This is a genomic window from Streptobacillus felis (assembly GCF_001559775.1).
GTDB classification, from domain to species: Bacteria; Fusobacteriota; Fusobacteriia; order Fusobacteriales; family Leptotrichiaceae; genus Streptobacillus; species Streptobacillus felis.
Map to the genome: position 1 here is coordinate 1 of NZ_LOHX01000301.1, position 20007 is coordinate 20007.

Annotated in this window: 22 protein-coding genes and 5 tRNA genes; 24 read left to right on the forward strand and 3 right to left on the reverse strand. The window is 26.3% G+C overall.

What is annotated here, in order from left to right:
- The first annotated feature begins 190 nt into the window (after window positions 1-190).
- The 4 genes from AYC60_RS06455 to AYC60_RS06470 all read left to right on the forward strand — a co-directional run bounded on the left by AYC60_RS06455 (window position 191) and on the right by AYC60_RS06470 (window position 5137).
- Entirely contained in the window at window positions 191-2875 is a 2685-nt protein-coding gene (locus AYC60_RS06455) for an autotransporter domain-containing protein (RefSeq protein WP_067322649.1), read from the forward strand.
- A gap of 88 nt (window positions 2876-2963) precedes the next feature.
- Window positions 2964-3686 (forward strand): Type 1 glutamine amidotransferase-like domain-containing protein, encoded by a 723-nt coding sequence (locus AYC60_RS06460; protein ID WP_067322652.1) that lies wholly within the window; start codon window positions 2964-2966, stop codon window positions 3684-3686.
- 9 nt (window positions 3687-3695) lie between these two features.
- Window positions 3696-4757, forward strand: a complete 1062-nt coding sequence (locus tag AYC60_RS06465) for a DUF2974 domain-containing protein (RefSeq protein WP_067322655.1) — start codon at window positions 3696-3698, stop codon at window positions 4755-4757.
- The gene (locus AYC60_RS06470) at window positions 4754-5137 is read left to right on the forward strand and encodes a VOC family protein (protein ID WP_067322657.1); all 384 of its coding nucleotides are present in this window, start codon (window positions 4754-4756) and stop codon (window positions 5135-5137) included. The genes AYC60_RS06465 and AYC60_RS06470 overlap by 4 nt, the downstream gene beginning before the upstream one ends.
- A 25-nt stretch (window positions 5138-5162) precedes the next feature.
- Here AYC60_RS06470 and AYC60_RS06475 read toward each other — a convergent pair whose 3' ends face one another.
- Both AYC60_RS06475 and AYC60_RS06480 read right to left on the reverse strand, forming a co-directional pair.
- The gene (locus AYC60_RS06475) at window positions 5163-6155 is read right to left on the reverse strand and encodes a 2-hydroxyacid dehydrogenase (RefSeq protein ID WP_067322660.1); all 993 of its coding nucleotides are present in this window, start codon (window positions 6153-6155) and stop codon (window positions 5163-5165) included.
- 14 nt (window positions 6156-6169) lie between these two features.
- Window positions 6170-7231 (reverse strand): AEC family transporter, encoded by a 1062-nt coding sequence (locus AYC60_RS06480; RefSeq protein ID WP_067322661.1) that lies wholly within the window; start codon window positions 7229-7231, stop codon window positions 6170-6172.
- A gap of 93 nt (window positions 7232-7324) precedes the next feature.
- On the opposite strand from AYC60_RS06480, the gene AYC60_RS06485 reads away from it, so the two are divergent.
- The 11 genes from AYC60_RS06485 to AYC60_RS06535 all read left to right on the forward strand — a co-directional run bounded on the left by AYC60_RS06485 (window position 7325) and on the right by AYC60_RS06535 (window position 13834).
- The gene (locus AYC60_RS06485; RefSeq protein WP_067322664.1) at window positions 7325-7864 is read left to right on the forward strand and encodes a chromate transporter; all 540 of its coding nucleotides are present in this window, start codon (window positions 7325-7327) and stop codon (window positions 7862-7864) included.
- 9 nt (window positions 7865-7873) lie between these two features.
- On the forward strand, window positions 7874-8407 hold the full coding sequence (locus AYC60_RS06490) for a chromate transporter (RefSeq protein WP_082762590.1): 534 nt from the start codon (window positions 7874-7876) through the stop codon (window positions 8405-8407).
- Between the two features lie 128 nt (window positions 8408-8535).
- A tRNA-Glu gene (locus AYC60_RS06495) sits at window positions 8536-8610 on the forward strand.
- A 16-nt stretch (window positions 8611-8626) separates the two neighbouring features.
- A tRNA-Val gene (locus AYC60_RS06500) sits at window positions 8627-8702 on the forward strand.
- Window positions 8703-8707: 5 nt separating this feature from the next.
- A tRNA-Asp gene (locus AYC60_RS06505) sits at window positions 8708-8784 on the forward strand.
- A 29-nt stretch (window positions 8785-8813) separates the two neighbouring features.
- A tRNA-Thr gene (locus tag AYC60_RS06510) sits at window positions 8814-8889 on the forward strand.
- Window positions 8890-8893: 4 nt separating this feature from the next.
- Window positions 8894-8978, forward strand: a tRNA-Tyr gene (locus AYC60_RS06515).
- A 24-nt stretch (window positions 8979-9002) separates the two neighbouring features.
- Window positions 9003-9362, forward strand: coding sequence for a YbaB/EbfC family nucleoid-associated protein (locus AYC60_RS06520; RefSeq protein WP_067322668.1), 360 nt, complete (start codon window positions 9003-9005; stop codon window positions 9360-9362).
- Between the two features lie 99 nt (window positions 9363-9461).
- The gene (locus tag AYC60_RS06525; RefSeq protein ID WP_067322671.1) at window positions 9462-9872 is read left to right on the forward strand and encodes a hypothetical protein; all 411 of its coding nucleotides are present in this window, start codon (window positions 9462-9464) and stop codon (window positions 9870-9872) included.
- A gap of 1 nt (window position 9873) precedes the next feature.
- Window positions 9874-12513 (forward strand): valine--tRNA ligase, encoded by a 2640-nt coding sequence (locus AYC60_RS06530; protein WP_067322673.1) that lies wholly within the window; start codon window positions 9874-9876, stop codon window positions 12511-12513.
- Between the two features lie 70 nt (window positions 12514-12583).
- Entirely contained in the window at window positions 12584-13834 is a 1251-nt protein-coding gene (locus tag AYC60_RS06535; RefSeq protein WP_067322674.1) for an OmpA family protein, read from the forward strand.
- A gap of 59 nt (window positions 13835-13893) precedes the next feature.
- On the opposite strand, the gene AYC60_RS06540 is transcribed toward AYC60_RS06535, so the two are convergent.
- Complete coding sequence (locus AYC60_RS06540; RefSeq protein ID WP_067322677.1) at window positions 13894-14673, reverse strand: type III pantothenate kinase; 780 nt, start codon at window positions 14671-14673, stop codon at window positions 13894-13896.
- Window positions 14674-14796: 123 nt separating this feature from the next.
- Between AYC60_RS06540 and AYC60_RS09470 the strand changes: the two genes are divergently transcribed.
- From AYC60_RS09470 to AYC60_RS06585, 9 genes are all read left to right on the forward strand, one after another.
- Complete coding sequence (locus AYC60_RS09470; protein WP_067322679.1) at window positions 14797-15168, forward strand: prepilin-type N-terminal cleavage/methylation domain-containing protein; 372 nt, start codon at window positions 14797-14799, stop codon at window positions 15166-15168.
- Window positions 15165-15572: a prepilin peptidase gene (locus tag AYC60_RS06550; RefSeq protein ID WP_067322682.1), complete on the forward strand. Its 408-nt coding sequence runs from the start codon at window positions 15165-15167 to the stop codon at window positions 15570-15572. The genes AYC60_RS09470 and AYC60_RS06550 overlap by 4 nt, the downstream gene beginning before the upstream one ends.
- Window positions 15569-15934 carry a hypothetical protein gene (locus tag AYC60_RS06555; RefSeq protein ID WP_197416997.1) on the forward strand — a complete coding sequence of 122 codons (366 nt, stop codon included), beginning with the start codon at window positions 15569-15571 and terminating at the stop codon, window positions 15932-15934. Before AYC60_RS06550 ends, AYC60_RS06555 begins: the two co-directional genes overlap by 4 nt.
- Window positions 15924-16334, forward strand: a complete 411-nt coding sequence (locus tag AYC60_RS06560; protein WP_067322688.1) for a hypothetical protein — start codon at window positions 15924-15926, stop codon at window positions 16332-16334. The genes AYC60_RS06555 and AYC60_RS06560 overlap by 11 nt, the downstream gene beginning before the upstream one ends.
- A complete protein-coding gene (locus AYC60_RS06565) occupies window positions 16331-16543 on the forward strand; it encodes a hypothetical protein (protein ID WP_067322691.1) in 213 nt (70 codons plus the stop codon). The genes AYC60_RS06560 and AYC60_RS06565 overlap by 4 nt, the downstream gene beginning before the upstream one ends.
- Complete coding sequence (locus AYC60_RS06570; RefSeq protein WP_067322694.1) at window positions 16540-17451, forward strand: hypothetical protein; 912 nt, start codon at window positions 16540-16542, stop codon at window positions 17449-17451. Before AYC60_RS06565 ends, AYC60_RS06570 begins: the two co-directional genes overlap by 4 nt.
- On the forward strand, window positions 17426-17908 hold the full coding sequence (locus AYC60_RS06575) for a frataxin domain-containing protein (RefSeq protein WP_067322697.1): 483 nt from the start codon (window positions 17426-17428) through the stop codon (window positions 17906-17908). Before AYC60_RS06570 ends, AYC60_RS06575 begins: the two co-directional genes overlap by 26 nt.
- 112 nt (window positions 17909-18020) lie before the next feature.
- Window positions 18021-18860: a hypothetical protein gene (locus tag AYC60_RS06580; RefSeq protein ID WP_197416998.1), complete on the forward strand. Its 840-nt coding sequence runs from the start codon at window positions 18021-18023 to the stop codon at window positions 18858-18860.
- Complete coding sequence (locus AYC60_RS06585) at window positions 18853-19857, forward strand: type II secretion system F family protein (RefSeq protein WP_067322701.1); 1005 nt, start codon at window positions 18853-18855, stop codon at window positions 19855-19857. The genes AYC60_RS06580 and AYC60_RS06585 overlap by 8 nt, the downstream gene beginning before the upstream one ends.
- Window positions 19858-20007: the final 150 nt, after the last annotated feature.

A 20007-nucleotide genomic window follows, 5' to 3' on the forward strand; every position in this document is an offset into this window, starting at 1 on the left:
TGGGTCTGGGTATACAGTTCCTTTCAATTAATTTAGTCGTTTATGATTGTACTGTATATCCAATTTTTTTCAAGTTATTTTTGGACACTTACTATTTTAATTTAGGTTTTTTAAATTTAAGTAAAAAGATATTCTAGTATGTGTAAAAATATGGTATAATATATTTAAGTAAAAAAAAGAAGGGATATTTATGAAAGTTAATAAGAACACTTTAATTATTTTAAGTTTATTTTCTATGCTTGCAAGGGGTGAAAGTTTAGAAAATAAGATACAAGCCGGGATAGATGGTATAAAAGCTATAGAAAGAAATACGGTGTATGATAGAACACTAGTACATAATAGACCGTCATCAACACATGTAAAAACTAATGAAAAATTAAATGTAACCTACAATGCAGATACTGATGGTGGAAGAAGTTATGTAGTATTTTCTAATGGAGAACCAGATAGTGTGAAATTAGTTAATAATGCTGTTTTAGGTAGTGGTGCAGAAGTATTTGCAGGTCAACATGGACCATATTATAAAGGGTTTGTATATTTTGAAAACAACAATACTATTAATGGTTATGCACCTAATGTAGAAGGGGTAAATATAAATGCTAAAAATGTATATATAAAAAATTCTAAAATAGGGGATAGAAAATCAGTAATTAAAGGTAGTCTTGATGTATATAGTACTATTATTGCATTAGAAAATGAAGGTGAAATTTTTCATACTATAAATCTTACTGCTAATAAAGTATTTGTAATTAATAAAGAAGATGCAAAACTTCATAATACATATTTAAATGGATATAATAATGAAAATCTTGAAAAAAGTGAAATTAATTTGATTAATAAAGGGGAAATAAATTATTTGGGTGCTGATTATGCAACAAATATAGAAATAACTAATGATAAGTTAATAAACAAACTTTCAATAAACAATGATGATTATTATAATGCTGATTTTAATAAAGCTAATGTAAAATTTTTGAATACTGAAAATGGTTTTATAAAAACTGAAATTTTTAGAATAGAAACAAATAAATTAGATTTTGAAAATAGAGGAATAATAGGTTCTGAAATCGTTGATGATGGGGAATACTATTATAATAATAGGGATATATCTATTGTAGCAAATACAGGTAAAGTAGTAAATAAAAATACTATAAATACAAATCTTGAAATTAATAGTGAAACTATAGGTGACTATATTGATTTAAAATCAGTTATAGATGAAGAACGTAAAACTTACCCTGATTTAGAAGTTCATTTAGAAGATGGTGAATTAAAGGGTAATTTATATTTAAAGAGAAAAGATGTAAATGGAACTATAGTTAGTGTAAAATCTGAAAAAAATATTACAGGATATATAAGTGGGTCAGAAGGGGATAATGATACTTTAGTACTTTTAGGTGAAGGTAAAAAGGAAGATCAGTTTTTTTATGGAATTGAAAAATTACACTTAAAAGATTCTGATTGGAGTTTTGGTTCTGTATATGACGATATTAGAGATGAGATTATTTTAGATAATTCTAAACTTACAATAGATAGAGGTAGATTAGATAGTAAAAAAACTGAAATAGGAGAAAATTCTACTTTAAAAATTACAAGTAGATTAAGTATGACTACTGAAATTAAAAATAGTGGTACTATACAACTTGAAAATAACCCAAAAGATGCTACTTCTCTTGAGATAACTGGTAATTATGTAGGTGATAATGGTAAAATATTAATGCGTGCATTAATAGATAATGAACCTTCAGAATACTATAATACTTCAGATAAGATATATATAAGTGGGAATGCTTCAGGTAATACAGGAGTAGAGATATCAAATCCAGGTTCTACTTTAAGTAAAAGATGGAAAGATAGGTTGGAAATGATATCTACAGGAAGTTCTACACCTGATGCCTTTACTTTATTAAATCCAATACATGGTGCATATAGATATAAATGGTATTTAGAAAATAATAATTGGTACTTAGAACAAGAATTTGTTAAACCTACTGATGATTTAGGAATAATATTAAATTCTATGGAAAAAGGTCAACATGAGTTTAACTTAACTTATTATGATCATGATAGAGAAACATATAAAGAAGGACAAGAACTTTGGACTAAAGTTACAAATATGACTTCTAAAAATGTTTTATCAGATAGAGATAATATTAATATTCCAATTAAGAGTAACTTAACTAGTGTATTTTTAGGTTATGATTTAGGTATAAAAAAAGAAGAAAAAAATGTATATAAATATGGTATATATGGTAATTTAGGTATGGATAATGTTAAATCTGGAGAAACTAAGGTTAGTGGTATATCTGGTGCATTTGGTTTAGGTATATATGGAACATGGAGAAATAATAACTGGTATGCAGATGGATGGTTAAATTATACATATATGCAAAATAGAATTAATACAGAAGAACCTATTAATTTTGGTGTAAATGTATTTAAAGTATCTGCTGAATTAGGAACAGATGGAAATATGTATTTAGGTAATATGAGATTACATGCTAAACATTATGCACAATTTATCTATAGCTATATCTTAACTCCTAAATTAGAACAAACAAAAGATATAGAATATTTAGGTAATTCTAATTTAAGAACTAAGTTAGGTACTAACTTAACTCTTCATACTGGTAAAAAATATTTAAATCCATTTATAGACTTTAACTGGAATTATGATGTTAATTTAGTTGGGGTTAAAGTTGATGATGTTAATTATTATATAGATGGAAATAAAAATATGTTGGAATTAAAATGGGGATTAAAAGATATAGAAATTAATGGTAGATTAAATATGTGGGCTAATGCAGTTCATCGTTTTGGTGAAAGAGGATATAGAGCAAATGGCGTACAGTTAGGTATGTTATATAAATACTAATAATAAATGATGCTTTCTTTATAGGAAGTGTCATTTTTATTGTATATAAATATTAAATGTGTTATGCTTAGTTAAGGAGGATGAGAATATGAGATATTATTTAACTAGTGCTACTATCAATTTTGATGATAGATTATTGATTAAGGAAAATGGATTTATAAATGATTTAAAATTAAATATAAAGAAACCTTGCTCTTTTCTCTTTGTTGCAAATAACCCAAATAATATAGAAGAAACAGAAAAATATGCCTTTGATTTAAAAAATGCTTTAGAGGTTGAAAATATAGAAATAAATGAATTTAATATTCTTGATTCAAGAAATAAAGAAAATGTAGAAGAGCTAATTGTTTCTGCAAATTTAGTTTTTTTAGCAGGTGGACATGTACCTACACAGAATAAATTTTTTCATGAAATCAATTTAAAAAAATATATAGATAAATATGATGGTATAATAATGAGTTGTAGTGCTGGTAGCATGAATAGTGCAAGTAAAGTTTATTCTATACCAGAACATAATGGAGAAGTAAAAGATAGAGAATATAAGAGGGAGCTTGAGGGATTGGGTATTACTGAAGTTAATGTTTTACCTCATTTTGAATTTTTAAAGACCATGAGTGTGGATGGCTTAAATTTAATAGAAGACATAGCAAAAAAAGATAGTATGGAAAGAAAATTTTATTGTCTTGATGATGGGAGCTATATACTTGGTATAAGAGGAGAAATGGAAATAATAAAAGGTAGTGCATATATACTTTCTGATGAAAGATTAGAAAGAATTTCTAATATAGATGAAGAATACAAATTAAGATAGGAGTTTACTATGATATTAGAGTATTTAAAATGGCGTGGTGATTTAGATTTTAAATCAGATAAATTTAATAAAATTGATGCGTTAATACTTTCAAGACTTTCATACATACATTTTGAAGGTATAATTAAGAAAAATGAAACTATAGTATTAAAGGATGCTATTAAGCAATATTTAGATTCTAAAGATATGGAAGCAAGAACTATATGGCCATATGATGCAGATCTTGCAAAACTATTATTAAAATCAAAAAGATATTCAAAATTATTACTAAGTGATTATGTAAATAATATTAGTACTGATGAAGAGAAACAATTTTCAGCCATGGTTATTACTTTGCATGATGGTGTAAGATTTGTTTCTTTTAGAGGTACAGATGGTACAGTGGTTGGTTGGAAAGAAGATTTTAATATGAGTTTTACTAGTAAAGTTCCTGCTCAATTGGAATCAGTTGGCTATTTAAAAAAAGTTTTTGAAAAATATCCTGAAAATGTAATTATAGGGGGACATTCTAAGGGTGGAAATTTAGCGATTTATTCATCTATATTCATAGATGATGTATACAAAAAAAAGATTTTAAGAATATATAACTTTGATGGTCCAGGATTTAATAAAGAAATATTAGATGATGAAAGATATGATATGATAGTTCCTAAAATAGAAACATATATACCTAAGTCGTCTATAGTTGGCTTATTTTTAGAAAGAAAAGAAAAGGTTAAGATAGTAGGAAGTTCTGAAAAACTGATTATGCAACATGATGTTTATTCTTGGAATATTTTAGGAAAAGACTTTATTTATGAAAAAGACTTAACTTTAGATAGTAAGGTATTAAGAAATAGTGTTACTAATTGGTTGAATGTTGTTGATGAAAAACAAAGAAAAGAATTTGTAGACTTATTATTTAATGCTATTTTTGGAATGAATATGAGTATGAAGGAAATAGTTACAAGTTGGGAATCTACAGGTCAGGCACTTATAAAAACTGTAAAAGAACCCATGCTTAGGGAGATGATGTTTAAATCTTTAAGAATAATATATGATGAATATAAGAAGGAGTTTTTCAAAAAATGATAATAGAACATGTTGCTATGTATGTTAATGATTTAGAAAAGACTAAAGTTTTTTTTATAAAATATTTTGATGCTAAATCTAATGATATATATGTTAATAAAAATACTGGATTTAAATCATATTTTTTAAGTTTTTCTAGTGGAGCAAGACTTGAAATAATGAATAGAATTGATATGCAAGATGATGAAAAAGGTTTGTATAGAACGGGATTTGTACATATTGCATTTTCACTTGGAAGTAAGGAAAAAGTGGATGAGTTAACAAATATATTAAAAGATGATGGATATAATGTTATTAGTGGTCCTAGAACGACTGGTGATGGATATTATGAAAGTTTATTTTTGGATTTAGAAGGAAATCAAATAGAAATTACTATATAAAAAATGGAGCATAGGCTCCATTTTTCTATAATTTATTCTTACAATCTCCATTGTTAATGAATTCTTGTAAATTTTCATATGTTGTTTCTATCATATTAGTAACTGCTTCATCAGTGAATGATCCTAAATGAGGAGTTAATAATACTTTAGGGTAAAGACTTACTAATTCTTCAAATAATTCATTAGGTATTTCTTTTCTTGAGAAATCTTTAAAGAATAATTCAGATTCATTTTCTAAAGTATCTATACCAGCACCTGCAAGTTTACCAGATTTAATTCCATCTATTATTGCTTTAGTGCACGTAGTTTCTCCACGTCCTGTGTTTATTAAAATAGAATTATCTTTCATTTTTGAAACAAATTCCTCAGTTACAAGTTTTCCGTTTTCTTTAATAAATGGAACGTGTAATGAAATTATGTCACTTTCTTTTATTAATGTGTCTAAATCTACTTGAGTTACAATATCTTCTATACCATCTTTTTTAAATACATCATATCCAAGTACATTTGCACCTAAACCCTTAAATAATTTAGCTGCTGTAAATCCTATTTTACCAAGACCTATTACTCCAACTTTGCAATTTCTAATTTCTCTAGAAAACATAGAAGAAGTTACTCTGAAGTCTTTGTTAGCAGAATTTGAAGTCATTAAAGCTGTATTTCTTAATAGCATCATCGCAAGTGTAACTGCAAGTTCTGCTATTGCATTAGGTGAATAAAATGGTACATAAGCCATTTTCATTCCTAATTGCTTTGCGTAGTTTATATCTATATGGTTAACACCAACAGTTCTTGTCAGTACATATTTAACTCCACACTCTTTGTAAATGTCTAGGTTTTCTTTTGTCGCCCAACAATTACCTCTTAAGATTACAGCATCATAACCTTTGGCCTTTAATGCTGTTTCTGATGTATTTAAATATTCTGGAATACAAGTAATTTCGAAATGAAATTTTTCATTTAATTCGTGGAAGAATTTTTCTTCAACATCTCTTACACCATAACATAAAACTTTCATTTATTTACCTCTTTCTATATAATACCAGCTGCATGTGTAGCTGCTAATACTAATATCCAAAATATAATTGCAAAAATTGCAAATACAGTATTAACTAATGAAATATTTGAAGCAAGTACAGCTTCTTTTTCAAATTTAATTGCATAAGCAACTGCTACTGTTGCAGGAGGAGTTGCAAGCATTATTACTATAGCTGCTATAGCTTCGTATGCAAATGTAATTCCAAATTTGTTTAATACAACTAAAATTACGAAGAATAAAGCAGGTATTAATATTAATTTGTATCCAGCATAAACTATAGTTAATTTTTCTTTTATAGCATCTGCTAAAGATATTTGTGCTAAAGTCATCCCTATTGCAAGCCATGCAAGTGGAGAAGATAAAGTAGCTAAGTAGTTGATACCGTTAAATAACCATGGTAAAGTTTTATCTATTCTAAAAATAGAAATACTTTGTGCGATCATTTCACCTGTTTTAGCATCTTTTACCATTATACTTGTTTGTGGCATTGCAGATTGGAATATCCATAAAAATAATCCTACAAATGTTGCAATGATAATAGGATTAGCAAAAATTTGTTTTAAATTTTTCTTATCAAATTTTGTTCCACTCATTACAATTAATGCGAATGAATATAAGAAAACTCTATATGCGATATTAAATACATTAGCATATAATGTTCCTTCATTTCCAAATAAACCGTTAATTATAGGGATACCAAAGAAAGTCGTAGAACCAAAAGCTGTTAATACAACTAAAGTATCTTTTAAATCACCTTTTTTATTTGCATATAATATATATCCAAGAAGAATTAATAATACATATGCAACGAAACCAAATACTAAAACATTTATTCCAGTAGTATAAGTTTTTTCACTAATATCTGCTAAGAATGCTTTAAATGCTAATGCAGGTAAAGCAGCACTTAATAAAATAGAACTTAAAACTTTTGAAGCATGTTCATTAACTATTTGTCTTTTTCTTAAAAAATACCCTAAAAGGATAATAAAAATTGTTGAAAAGATAGCTGATAAAAATTTATCATTTAAAACCACCTTTAAATTCTCTAATAACATTTTAAACCTCCATAATTGTTTTAAAGTCTAATTTTAGCATAATAAATTGTAAAAATCAAGTATAGGTGCTATAATTATATTGGTGATTAATTTATGGAAAAGAAAATAGGATATTTAGAACTTTTTACTAGTTTATTTATTATTAATACTATTACTTTTGGTGGAGGTTATACTATAATACCTATAATTAAAGATGAGTTTGTAAATAAACATAAGGCTATAAATGAAGATGAAATGTTAAAAATAGTAACTCTTGCACAGTCTATACCAGGTGTGATGACTATATCAACTTCATTTTTAGTAGGGCAATATACTTTAGGTTTTTTAGGCGCTATTATTGCAGTAATTGCTTCTGTATTACCTTGTATTATAGCAATTTCATTAATAGCTTTTAGTTATAATAAATTGATAGATAATGTATATGTTCAAAAAGTTTTAAAAGGTATAAGTGGTGCAATAATTGCTATGTTATTTTTTACTGTATATAATATGTTTGTAAAACAATTTGAAAATGAAAAAAAATATTTTTATTTATCTATTAATATTTTAGTATTGTTACTTTCTTTAATATTTAAATTAAAACTTTCATATATATTAATAATATGTTCAATATTAGGGTTATATAAGAAATAGGAAGGAGAAATGATGCTTTTAAAACTATATATAGCATTTTTTCAAATAGGTATGTTTGCCTTTGGTGGAGGATATGTAATATTACCTTTAATAGAAGAGTTTATAGTTAATAAATATACTTGGGTTAGTAGTTCAACTTTATTAGATATCATTTCTATTTCTCAAGTAACACCAGGACCTATAGCTATAAATGCTGCAACTTTTATAGGTATGAATAATTATGGAGTTATAGGAAGTATTGTAGCAACTATAGGAGTAATTAGTCCTCAAATAATTTTACTTACAATATTTATTAAATATATAGGTTTTGAAAATAAAATTATGATGAAGATTATAGATGGTATTAAGCCAGCAACAATTTCATTAATATTTATTGCTACTTTAAATATAATGAAGAAAAGTATGTTTGTTAATTTTGCAAATTCATATAAAATAGAATACGTATCATTGGTATGTTTTTTTGTTGCAATAATACTAATGAAGTTTAAGTTTAAGATGAGAAATATTATTTTTATTTGTGCATTGATATCTATTATAATATAGGAAAATCAAGCTTTTTGAATAAAAAAAATAAAAATATAAAAAAAATCAAAAAAAATGCTTGACTTATTTTTATGGTTATGGTATTATAATCCTTGTCAGTAGATGACAGCAAAAAACTAAAATGATTTGGGCCCTTCGTCTAGTGGTCAGGACATTAGGTTTTCATCCTAAAAACAGGAGTTCGATTCTCCTAGGGCCTACCAAATTAATTTAGTAAATGGTCGCATAGCTCAGTTGGGAGAGCACCTGCCTTACAAGCAGGGGGTCACTGGTTCGAGCCCAGTTGTGACCACCATTTATGGAGGTGTAGCTCAGTTGGTTAGAGTGCTTGCCTGTCACGCAAGATGTCGCGAGTTCGAGTCTCGTCACTTCCGCCATTTTTTTTTTGAAAACAATTTATATATTTGCCGCTTTAGCTCATTAGGTAGAGCAGCTGACTTGTAATCAGCAGGTGATTGGTTCGAATCCGATAAGCGGCACCATCGTGGCGAGATACCCGAGTGGCCAAAGGGAGCAGACTGTAAATCTGCCGGCTCAGCCTTCGAAGGTTCGAATCCTTCTCTCGCCACCATTTTTTTATATTTTAGGAGGAAAGATGGTTAGAAAATTAAAAGGTGCACATTCAGGTGCTGCAGGTAACCAATCAGACATAATTAAGAAAGCACAAGCTATGCAAGAAAGAATGCTTCAAATTCAAGAAGGATTAAAAGATTTATTCGTTGAAGAAACAGTTGCTGGGGGATTAGTAACAGTTAAAGCAAATGGACAAAAAGACATAGTTGAAATAAAAATATCTCAAGATATCATAAATGATGCAGCAGAAGAAAAAACCCCAGAAGAGTTATCAGCATTAGTTTTATCAGCAGTAAATGGAGCTATGAAAAAAGCAGAAGAATTAGCTGAAAGAGAAATGAGTGTTGTTACTGGTGGAGTAAGCATCCCAGGATTATTTTAAAAAATAAGTTAATATATTCAGACTCAAGATTTATCTTGGGTCTTTTTTTCTTGTAAAGTGTAGTTAATTATGTTAAAATATATTACTAGAGGAGGAAAAATGAAGAAAAAAAATATTAAAATAAAAGACAATGAAATTATAGAAAAAGTAGATGAAAAAGAAGCTTTTAAAACTAAATTAGTATTGATTATTTCAATGTTAATACCTTTTTTTGGTCCGTATATAATATATTTTTCTAGAATTTCACTTCCTAAGAGAACAAAATTTATTCTTGTACAGATATTAAATAAGTCTTTTACTATGTCGTTAATATATTTAGTATTGATGATGGTATCTAAGAATATGTTATTAAAAAATGGTGATGCAAAAATGTTTGAAAATATATGGACTTTCATGTTTTTCTTATTTGTATGCTCTATGTTAATACAATTTATTAAATCTATACAATGGTTAAATGGTAAAGATGTTAAATACAAATATATATTGAAACTATTTAAGGAGGAATATTAATATGGATAAGTATAATCCACTTGATATAGAACAAAAATGGTATAAAATATGGGAAGAAAAAGGATATTTTAAACCATCAAAAGATGATGAAAAACCCGCATATAGTATTGTAATTCCACCACCAAATGTAACTGGTGTGTTACATATGGGACATGTATTAAATAATACTATTCAAGACGTTGTAGTTAGATACAAAAGAATGAAGGGTTATGATACTTTATGGCAAACTGGTACAGATCATGCTGGAATTGCAACTCAAAATGTTGTTGAAAGAAAACTTGCTAAAGATAATTTAAGAAAAGAAGATTTAGGAAGAGAAGAATTTATAAAAAAAGTTTGGGAATGGAAAGAAGAACATGGTGGAATAATAACTAGACAACAAAGAAGAATAGGTAACTCTGTTGACTGGGAAAGAGAAAGATTCACTATGGATGAAGGTTTATCAGAAGCTGTAAAAGAAGTATTCGTAACTTTATATAATCAAGGACTAATATATAAAGGTGAATATATGGTTAACTGGTGTCCTAGATGTACTACAGCACTTGCAGATGATGAAATTGATCATATAGATAAAGAAGGAAGTATTTGGGAAATTAGATATCCTTTAAAAGATGAAGAAGGTTATTTAGTTGTTGCAACTACTAGACCTGAAACTATGCTAGGGGATACAGGTATAGCTGTAAATCCTGAAGATGAAAGATATACTCATTTAATAGGTAAAAAAGCTATTTTACCATTAATGAATAGAGAAATACCTATAGTTGCAGATAATTATGTAGATAAGGAATTTGGAACAGGTGTAGTTAAAATGACACCAGCACATGATCCTAATGACTTTGAAGTTTCAAAAAGAACTGGGCTTGAAATTATTAATGTTTTCACTGAAGATGCAAAAATAAATGATTTAGGTGGAAAATACAAAGGTATGGATAGATTTGAAGCAAGAAAAGCTATACTTAAAGATTTAGAAGAACTAGGACTTTTAGTTGGCGTTAAAAAACATAATCATGCTGTAGGTCATTGCTATCGTTGTAAAACTGTAATAGAGCCAAGAATTTCTGATCAATGGTTTGTAAGAATGGAACCACTTGCCAAAAGAGCTTTAGAAGTAGTTAGAAATGGTGAAATTAAATTAACTCCTAAGAGAATGGAGAAAAGATACTATAACTGGCTTGAAAATATTAGAGACTGGACTATAAGTCGTCAAATATGGTGGGGACATAGAATACCTGCATATTACACACCTAATAATGATTTAATAGTTGCTAAAAATTTAGAAGATGCAAAGAAAATTTGTGTTGAAAAATTTGGTGAAGAAATGGAATTAAGAGAAGAAACTGATGTACTTGATACATGGTTCTCATCAGCACTTTGGCCATTTTCAACTATGGGTTGGCCAGAAAAAACAAGAGATATAGAAAGATACTTCCCTACTGACTTACTAGTTACAGGTGATGATATAATTTTCTTCTGGGTAGCTCGTATGATAATGATGAGTTTACATTTCTTAGATACTATTCCGTTTAAGGAAGTATATTTTACAGGAATTATTAGAGATGAAATTGGAAGAAAAATGTCTAAATCATTAGGTAATGCACCAGATACTTTAGGTATTATAGATAAATATGGTGCTGATGCTGTAAGATTTAGTTTTATGTATAATACTAGTCAAGGTCAAGATATATTATTCTCAGAAAAATTATTAGAAATGGGATTAGCATTTGCTAATAAGATATGGAATGCATCTAAATTTGTAATTTCTAATTTAGAAGGATTTAATGAAAATATTTCTATACTTGATTTAGACTTTAAATTAGAAGATCAATGGATATTATCTAAGTTACAATTAGCAGCTAAAAATATTAATAAAGAAATGGAAGAATATAATATTGATACTTCTGCTAAAATAGCATATGAATTCTTTAGAAACGATTTCTGTGATTGGTACTTAGAAATAGCTAAAACAAGAATTTATGGAATAGATGAAAATGATACTGATAGACAGACTGCACAATGGATACTAAGACATGTATTAGATAATGGACTAAGATTACTACATCCATTTATGCCATTTGTTACAGAAGAAATATGGCAAAAAGTAAAAACTTATGGAGAAAGTATTATGTTAGTTGAATATCCTGAGGAAGATAAAGGATTATTAAATCTTGAAGCTATTAAAGAATTTGATTATCTAAAAGATGCTATTTCATCTATAAGAAATATTAGAGCTGAAAATAATATATCACCAGCTAAGAAAATAGATATAATAATTGATAGTGAAGATGAATCTGAAAAAAATCTATTAATTAATAATCCTAAGATTTTAGATAAACTTGCAAATGTTGAAAGTATTAAAATATTAACAGAAGTACCTAAGATGTCAGGATTTAGGGTAGTAGGTAATGCAAAAATATATGTTTCTCTAGAAGGACTAATAGATGTAGATAAAGAAATAGAGAAGTTAAATAGAGAAATAGAAAAAGTAAAAAAAGAACTTGAAAGAACGAATTCTAAATTATCTAATGAATCATTTGTTTCAAAAGCACCAAAAAATGTAATTGAAAAAGAAAATGCAATTAAAGATGAGCTAGAAGGAAAACTAAAAAAATTATTAGATAATATCGATATTTACAAAAAATAGTGGACTTTTTTAAAAAAATGTTGTATACTATCATTGAAAATATATAAAAGAAAAAATTAGGAGGATAAGAATGAAAAAGGCATTTTTAATGTTAACTGCTTTAGCATCATTAAACGCTGTTGCTGGAGTTGAGTTACAAGTTAAAGGTGGATACGATGTATTCAGAAGACAATCAGTTACTGACAAATTCTTCAATGATCAAACTAGAGATTTAGAAAGAGGATTTGTAGTAAACGCAGAATTATTCCCAATCAACCAATATAAAGTTGAAGTAGGGGTTGGAGCAGAGTATAACTTCTCTGACAAAACAGCAGGATATGGATTCCAAAAATATTCTGATGTAAACAATAATGGTGTATTACAAGAAGATAAAAAATATCACCATGTACCAGTATATGCTGTAATCAAAGCAAACGTATTACAATTAGAATCAGGAGATGCACCTCTTGCTATAGTTGGTAAATTAGGATATGGATTTGTAAGACAACACGGAGAAACAGATGCAAAAGGATCAGGTGGATTATACTATGCAGTAGGATTAAACGGAGAATATGGACCATTTGTTGTTGAAGCTTTAGCATCAAGAACTCACATCATGGTTAAACCTACTCAAGAACCAGGACAATTATTTGCTGAAGATAAACCAGGTGTAATAAACAAAGTTGGATTAACTGCAGGATTAAGATTAGGACAATTAGCAGCACCAGCTGTTGAAGAACCAGTTTTACCAGTTGAACCAGTTAAACCTGAAGTTAAACCTGAGCCTAAACCAGAACCAAAACCAGTTGTTAAACCAGAACCAAAACCAGAACCAAAACCTGAAAAAGAAAAATGTCCAGATGACGGCGTAAAAGTAGTAGAAAAAGTTGTGGAAAAAATCGTTGAGGTTAAAGTTCCAGTTTACGTAGAACCAAAAGTTAAGAAAATAGAATTAAGTGCAGATACATTATTCAAATTTGATAAATATAAATTAGAAGATATGTTACCTGCAGGTAAAGCTGAAATAGTAGAACTAGTTAAGAAATTAGGAACTGACTATGTAAGATTAGATAGAATAGACTTAATCGGACATACAGATAGATTAGGAAGCGACAGCTACAACATGGCTTTAGGATTAAGACGTGCTCAAACTGTTAGAGCTTACTTACAAGAATTAGGTGTAACTACTCCAATTACTGTTGCAAGTAAAGGTGAAAGAGAACCTAAAGTTAACTGTCCAGGATCAAAAGCTACAGATGCATTAAAACAATGTCTATTACCAAACAGACGTGTTGAAATCAACTTAACTGGATTAGAAATCCAATACTTAGAACAAAAATAAGTTAAATAAATAAAGCAGGAATTTAATTCCTGCTTTTTATTTTAGTTATTTGTTATATTTTATTTATTCTTTTTGTAAAGATAGAATTCAAAAATACCTTCTTCACATAAGTTTGGTTTATACTCATCTATATAATCTTTTAAATCTTCAGTTATCACTTTTCCTTGTCCACCTGTAGATACAACATATGAATTTGGATAAATATTTTTATATTGGTTAATTAGTTCTTTTATAGCACCAATATTTGAATAATATATTCCAACATTTATTTGAGTTACAGTCGTATTACCAAGTACTGCCTCTGGTTTTTCAAAAGTAACTTTTGGAAGTTTTGCTGTATTTTGAAATAATGCATTTATTGATAAGTCTATACCCGGTAATATAGCTCCGCCTAGATAACTTCCATTTCTTACAACTTCAAAAGTTGTTGCTGTACCAAAATCTAATATAATACATTCTCTATCTTTAATATATTTCTTCATTGCAAGTATAGTTGCTATTCTGTCTGATCCTAAATTTCTTTCAGTAGCAGTAGCAAAACTTATTAAATTGTCATCTATATTTGAAACATTTAAAATATATGGTTCACAGTTAAAATATTTCTTTGATAAATAGTTAAAGATATCATTTAAATGTGGTACTACAGATGAATATACTACCTCATTTATTTCTTTTAGATCTATCTTTTTAAAATCACATAATGTTTTAAGTGTTGCAAATAATGTATCTTCAGTTAAATTTGTTTTGCTAGGTATTCTAAATTTCTGTATAATTTTACCTTCATTATCATAAATAATTGGACAAATGTGTGTGTTTCCAATATCAAATCCAAGTATCATATTATCACCTCTTGTATATTCTAGCAAATTGCAGGATAAAAGTAAAATAATTAAAATAAAATTAAAAATAGATTGACAAAATATAATTTAAATAGTAAAATATTAGTAAGAAATGGAGGGGGTATGAATAAGAAAAATAGAGGATTTACATTAATAGAAATTATTACTGTTATTGCTATTATTGGTATACTTGCAAGTATAGCAGTTCCTAAGGTTGGTAAGTATATTGATAGGGCAAATGAAACTAAAATATTTGCAGCAGTTTCTGAATTAAATAATACATATATATTGATGAATATAGATGGAAAAAAAGAAATTGATATTAATTCTATTATTTCAGAATCTGAAAATATAGGGATTAATATTGAAAATGGTAGTAGTTCATTTACTGTAGGTAGATATAAAGGCTCTTTTTTGATAGATGATGAGAAAATAATTGCTAGTGTTACAGAACCTGAAGTTGCAACATATACTTTAAATGGCAAGAAAAAATGAGGTATTTTATTTATTTATTATTAGTATATATTTCATATTTAGATTTAAAAGAAACATATATTTATGATAGAGATTTGTTAATATTGTTTTTATTGATTTTTTTTAGTACTAAAGAAGGTATGTATTCTAGTTATTTAGGTATGGGAATTTTTAGTATACCTTTTTTTATACTTTTGATAATAGAATATCATATAAAATATGAGTTAATTGGGTTGGGTGATGTTAAATTAATAATTATTTTTGGGATATATTTTGGTTATAGAGATGCATATTTTTTATTATCATTTTATCAAGTTATGTTTTTAAGTTCTTTAATATATGGCTTAATATTAAGAAAAAGATATGTTCCATTTGCACCAGCTATGTGTCTTTCTTTTGTATTTCATGATGTGATGTATGTATGAAAAATAGGGGGGAGATGTTAATAGAAACAATTTTGTCTAGTTTAATATTTATTTCAACACTTTTTGTAAATTATAGTTTTTTTAAAAGTATATATATGTTAGAAAAAAAACAAAAAATACTTCTAAAGAATATCAATGGTTTACAAAATTTATTAGTTGATATGAAGTCTTTAGATAAAGAAAGAATGGAAAAATTAATATGTGATAGATGTATATTTGATGGTATTGAGGATTTTAGTGATTTTATAGGGTTAAAACCTTATGATATAGAAGGTGAAATAATATTTAGTTTAATTATAGATAGGGGAGTAGCATTTATAGAACTTAATGGGACTAAGGAGTATGTATTAATTGAGAAGTAGGGGATATTTTCTATTAGAATATATATTAGCTATAATGTTTTTTACTTTGTTATTAGTATCTATAAATAGAAATCTAACTATTCTTTTAAAGTTACAAAAGTCTTTGATTAAAGATCAAGTAGAAATATATGGCTTATTAAATGGTGTGATAAAGAAGGTAAGAAGTAGGGATTTAAATGAAAAAGATAATAATAAATATGATATTTATATAGAAAGAAAAAAAGTAATTTTTTTTGATGAAGGACAAGAGATTTTATTAGTATGTAATGATAAGGGTATGTATGCAAATAATAAAAAAATTATAAAAGATGTTAATTGTGGTTTTAATTTATATGGAGATGTTTTAGAAATTAGGGTTGAAAAAGAAGAGGTTTTAATAATTAGGAGGGTTAAATTATGAAAAATAAGGGGATTAGTTTATTATATGTTTTGATATTTTCTAGTATTAGTTTATTGGTAGTATCTAGTATTTTTATATATAGATTTGAGAGAATTAAAACAATGGAGTTTTTTATGCATGAAAAGTACAGTGCTAAAATGTTAGAAAATGATTTACGTAGAGGTAGAATTAAAATTATAGACTATGTTGATAGAAGTGATGTTGTTTGAAAAAACATTTAATAATTTTAGTGTTGGAAAAAATATATATAAAATTTGATGATGAAGAATATCAATATATATATGATGATATATTTTTAGATTTGGAAGATAATTTAGAGGAATTAAATATATCAAAAGAACTGCCTATATATTTAATTTTGGGGTCAGAAATATGTGGTTTTAATAAAACTTTAGATAAAGAAATAGCAAGAAAATTTAAGAATATTTTATCTGAAAACTATAATTTAAAGAAAGTATTTACTATTTATGATTTTATATTAGGAAAAACTTGTATAATACTTAATGATTATTCTATTAAAATAGATGAAGGTATAGAAAAAATTGATTTTGTGTTATCAGATTATGAAAAAGATCAAGATTTTATTGGCTATAGTTTAATATTAGGTGGAGATAAATTGAAAGAATATCTATTTAATCAAGATGTTTATAAAAAAAGTTTTTTAAATATTAGTCAAATTATTTTGTATATATATTTCATTGCTTCTTTTTTCTTTTTTATTCTTTTGTTTATATTTACTGATAATAAATATGATACAAAAAATATTGAAAATGAAATAAAAGTTTTAGAAAAAAGTTTAGAAGAAAAGAAAGAAAAAAGATATGAAGTAAAAAAAGAAAATGTTGAAATAAAACCAAAAATTAGCAACCCTTTTAAAAAACCTTTTTATATGGATATAGAATTTTTTTTAAATACCAATGTATATGGTTTAAGTTATACAGGAATAGAATATGATGATGATATTTGGAAGGTTAAAGGTGAAGTTAAAGATATAAAGGGGTTAGAGTTGTTTGAGAAAAAATTAGAAAAATATTTTGATAAATTAAGTGTAGTAGAATTAAAAGATAAAGATGAGGGAATTTCATTTATTTATGAATTTGAAAATAAAGAGGTTTAGATACGTATACACAGTTTTACTTATACTATTTTCATGCTATATATATATAGAAAAGAAAAATTATTATTTAGATAAGATGGATGTAGTTTTAAAACTTAAGGAAGAATTAGATGAAGTAGATGTTGAATACGATCAAGAAATAGTTATGGAACTTAAAAATGAAGAAGTTAGTAAGATAGTTATAGATGATAATGAATTTATTAAGGCTATTTATTATTTTTCTAACTATACTTCTACTAAATTGATAGATGCTTCTAGACCTATAATAAAAGAAAGTGATGATTATTTTGAAAAGGTTTATGTAGTTTTCAAATTAGAGGGTAGTCTCTATTCTTTATATAATTTTATGCAACTTATTTTTTTGTCAGAAATATTTATTGATAATAGTGAAACATATCTGTTATTAAATGGAGATTATTTTGAAATATCTTTGGGTTATTATAGGGAGAGGTTATGAAAAAATTTTTTTTGTTTTTTTATTATTTAATAATTTAGTATCTTTTTCTGAAAAAAAGTATATTAGTGAAGAGAATTTGAAAAAAATAAGGCTATATAATGAGGAAAAGGTTGTGAAAAATAAGGAGGTAAACACTGAAGTCATAAAAAAACCAGTACATGAGGTAATTAATATACAAAACATAGAAGAATCAGAAGTTTTAAAATTAAATGGTACTTATGGAGTTGATATTAAAAAGGTGGGTGAAAAATATTTATTGATGGGAGAAAAAGATAATATATCTAAATTTAAAGAGATAGTATTTAATTTAGATAAAATTAAAAGACAGGTAGTTGTAAAATTGAATGTAATAGATACATCTTTTTCTTTGTTTGATAGATTAGGATTAAATATTAAATTAGAAGAAAATAAAAATGATAATATGGTAGGAGAATTTTTGAATAACAAGCTTTCATTAGCTAATTTACTTAATTTTGGTGGTAATAAGTTAGGCTTAGATATAGAAAGTTTAAAACAAAATGGTGATATATACATAAATACTTTCCCTGTATTAAAAGTAATGAATGGTAGTGAAGGTGAAATAAAATTAACTGATGAATATTTTTATGTAATGAAGGATAAAAAAATGGAAAGTACCGAAGCAGGAATAATATTTAGGATTAAACCTAATATAATCACTAAAGGTTATAAGGAATATGTAGAATTAGATATGTATTCTGAAATATCCAGTTTTAAGGGAGAAAAATTTAGAAATAAAAATATATTGAATACTAAAATTTTAGTTAAGAATAAAAGTTGCACTTTTGTATCCAATGTAAATAGAGAAAGTAAAAGTATAGAAACAACTTCTCCTAATATACCTATTTTTTCTACTATATTTAAAAAGAGATATAAAAGTAGAGAAAAAAGAAATGTGTACTTTGAAGTTGAGGTTGAAATTTTGAATGAATAAAAATAGGTATAGAAATGAAATTGTAAGCAGGTTATACATACTGTCTAAAAGTGAGATAAATATAATTGAAAGTGTAGAAGTTTTGTGTAGGATATATAAAGGTAAGCAAAAAAAATCTCTTTTAAAGTTAAAGAGGGATATAGAAAGAGGAAAGAGTTTAAAAGAAGCATTTAAAAATATAGATAAAAGCAATGAATTTTTAAGTTATATACATATAGCAGAAAAAACAGGTAATGTTAAGGAGGTATTTGGTATACTTAATGAAAAATATGTTTTTGAAGAAAAAATGTATAAAGAAGTAGTTAACATAATTAGTTACCCTTTATTTCTTTTGATAACAACTTTTGTAATTTTAATTTTTATGTTAATATTTTTGGTACCAAGATTTGTTGAAATATATGAAGAGTTAAATGCTGAATTACCATATATAACTAAATTAATAATAAAATTATCAAAAAATATAGTTGAGTATAAATTATATTTAATATTTTTTTTGTTGTCTAAATTAATGTTAATTAGATATTTGATTAAAGTATATAAATATAAAATAGATAGATATAAATTTATAATTAAAATATATAGAGATCAATTTTTACTGAGATATATACAAGGTATATATATGCAATTAAAATCAGGAATAGATTTTTATGATGCTATAAAAAATATTGATATATTGGAGAATGATTATTTTAAATTAGAAATGAATAAAATAATTTTAAAATTAGGTAAGGGTATGTCACTTAAGAAAATATATGCAAATAAGATAATTTTTGATGATGAATTTAATGCGATAATAAGTATAACAGAAAAAACGGGTGATTTAATTTCAAGTTTTGAAGGATTGTATGTTATTTATAGTAGTAGAGTAAAAGAAAAAGTTAGGATAATATTAAAGGTGTTAGAGCCATTAAGTATAGTAGTTATAGCGTTAATAGTAGGGGTAATTTTAATTGCTTTAATGATGCCTATGCTGAGTGTTGGAGAGGCTATAATATAAAAAATAAAAAAAATAAAAAAAAGTTCTTGACATAGAGGGGGGTCTTATGGTAAGATTATTAATGTCCATAACGGACGAGGACAATGGAAAGAAAAGGAATAAATAAAGCAAACAAGAAAGACAAGAAGTCAATTTAAGGTAAGAACAATA

Bases quoted from the DNA above. Each gene is read 5' to 3' on its own strand.
- AYC60_RS06455 (WP_067322649.1), top strand. From the start codon at position 191: ATGAAAGTTAATAAGAACACTTTAATTATTTTAAGTTTATTTTCTATG.
- AYC60_RS06460 (WP_067322652.1), top strand. From the start codon at position 2,964: ATGAGATATTATTTAACTAGTGCTACTATCAATTTTGATGATAGATTA.
- AYC60_RS06465 (WP_067322655.1), top strand. From the start codon at position 3,696: ATGATATTAGAGTATTTAAAATGGCGTGGTGATTTAGATTTTAAATCA.
- AYC60_RS06470 (WP_067322657.1), top strand. From the start codon at position 4,754: ATGATAATAGAACATGTTGCTATGTATGTTAATGATTTAGAAAAGACT.
- AYC60_RS06475 (WP_067322660.1), bottom strand. From the start codon at position 6,155: ATGAAAGTTTTATGTTATGGTGTAAGAGATGTTGAAGAAAAATTCTTC.
- AYC60_RS06480 (WP_067322661.1), bottom strand. From the start codon at position 7,231: ATGTTATTAGAGAATTTAAAGGTGGTTTTAAATGATAAATTTTTATCA.
- AYC60_RS06485 (WP_067322664.1), top strand. From the start codon at position 7,325: ATGGAAAAGAAAATAGGATATTTAGAACTTTTTACTAGTTTATTTATT.
- AYC60_RS06490 (WP_082762590.1), top strand. From the start codon at position 7,874: ATGATGCTTTTAAAACTATATATAGCATTTTTTCAAATAGGTATGTTT.
- AYC60_RS06520 (WP_067322668.1), top strand. From the start codon at position 9,003: ATGGTTAGAAAATTAAAAGGTGCACATTCAGGTGCTGCAGGTAACCAA.
- AYC60_RS06525 (WP_067322671.1), top strand. From the start codon at position 9,462: ATGAAGAAAAAAAATATTAAAATAAAAGACAATGAAATTATAGAAAAA.
- AYC60_RS06530 (WP_067322673.1), top strand. From the start codon at position 9,874: ATGGATAAGTATAATCCACTTGATATAGAACAAAAATGGTATAAAATA.
- AYC60_RS06535 (WP_067322674.1), top strand. From the start codon at position 12,584: ATGAAAAAGGCATTTTTAATGTTAACTGCTTTAGCATCATTAAACGCT.
- AYC60_RS06540 (WP_067322677.1), bottom strand. From the start codon at position 14,673: ATGATACTTGGATTTGATATTGGAAACACACACATTTGTCCAATTATT.
- AYC60_RS09470 (WP_067322679.1), top strand. From the start codon at position 14,797: ATGAATAAGAAAAATAGAGGATTTACATTAATAGAAATTATTACTGTT.
- AYC60_RS06550 (WP_067322682.1), top strand. From the start codon at position 15,165: ATGAGGTATTTTATTTATTTATTATTAGTATATATTTCATATTTAGAT.
- AYC60_RS06555 (WP_197416997.1), top strand. From the start codon at position 15,569: ATGAAAAATAGGGGGGAGATGTTAATAGAAACAATTTTGTCTAGTTTA.
- AYC60_RS06565 (WP_067322691.1), top strand. From the start codon at position 16,331: ATGAAAAATAAGGGGATTAGTTTATTATATGTTTTGATATTTTCTAGT.
- AYC60_RS06575 (WP_067322697.1), top strand. From the start codon at position 17,426: ATGAATTTGAAAATAAAGAGGTTTAGATACGTATACACAGTTTTACTT.
- AYC60_RS06585 (WP_067322701.1), top strand. From the start codon at position 18,853: ATGAATAAAAATAGGTATAGAAATGAAATTGTAAGCAGGTTATACATA.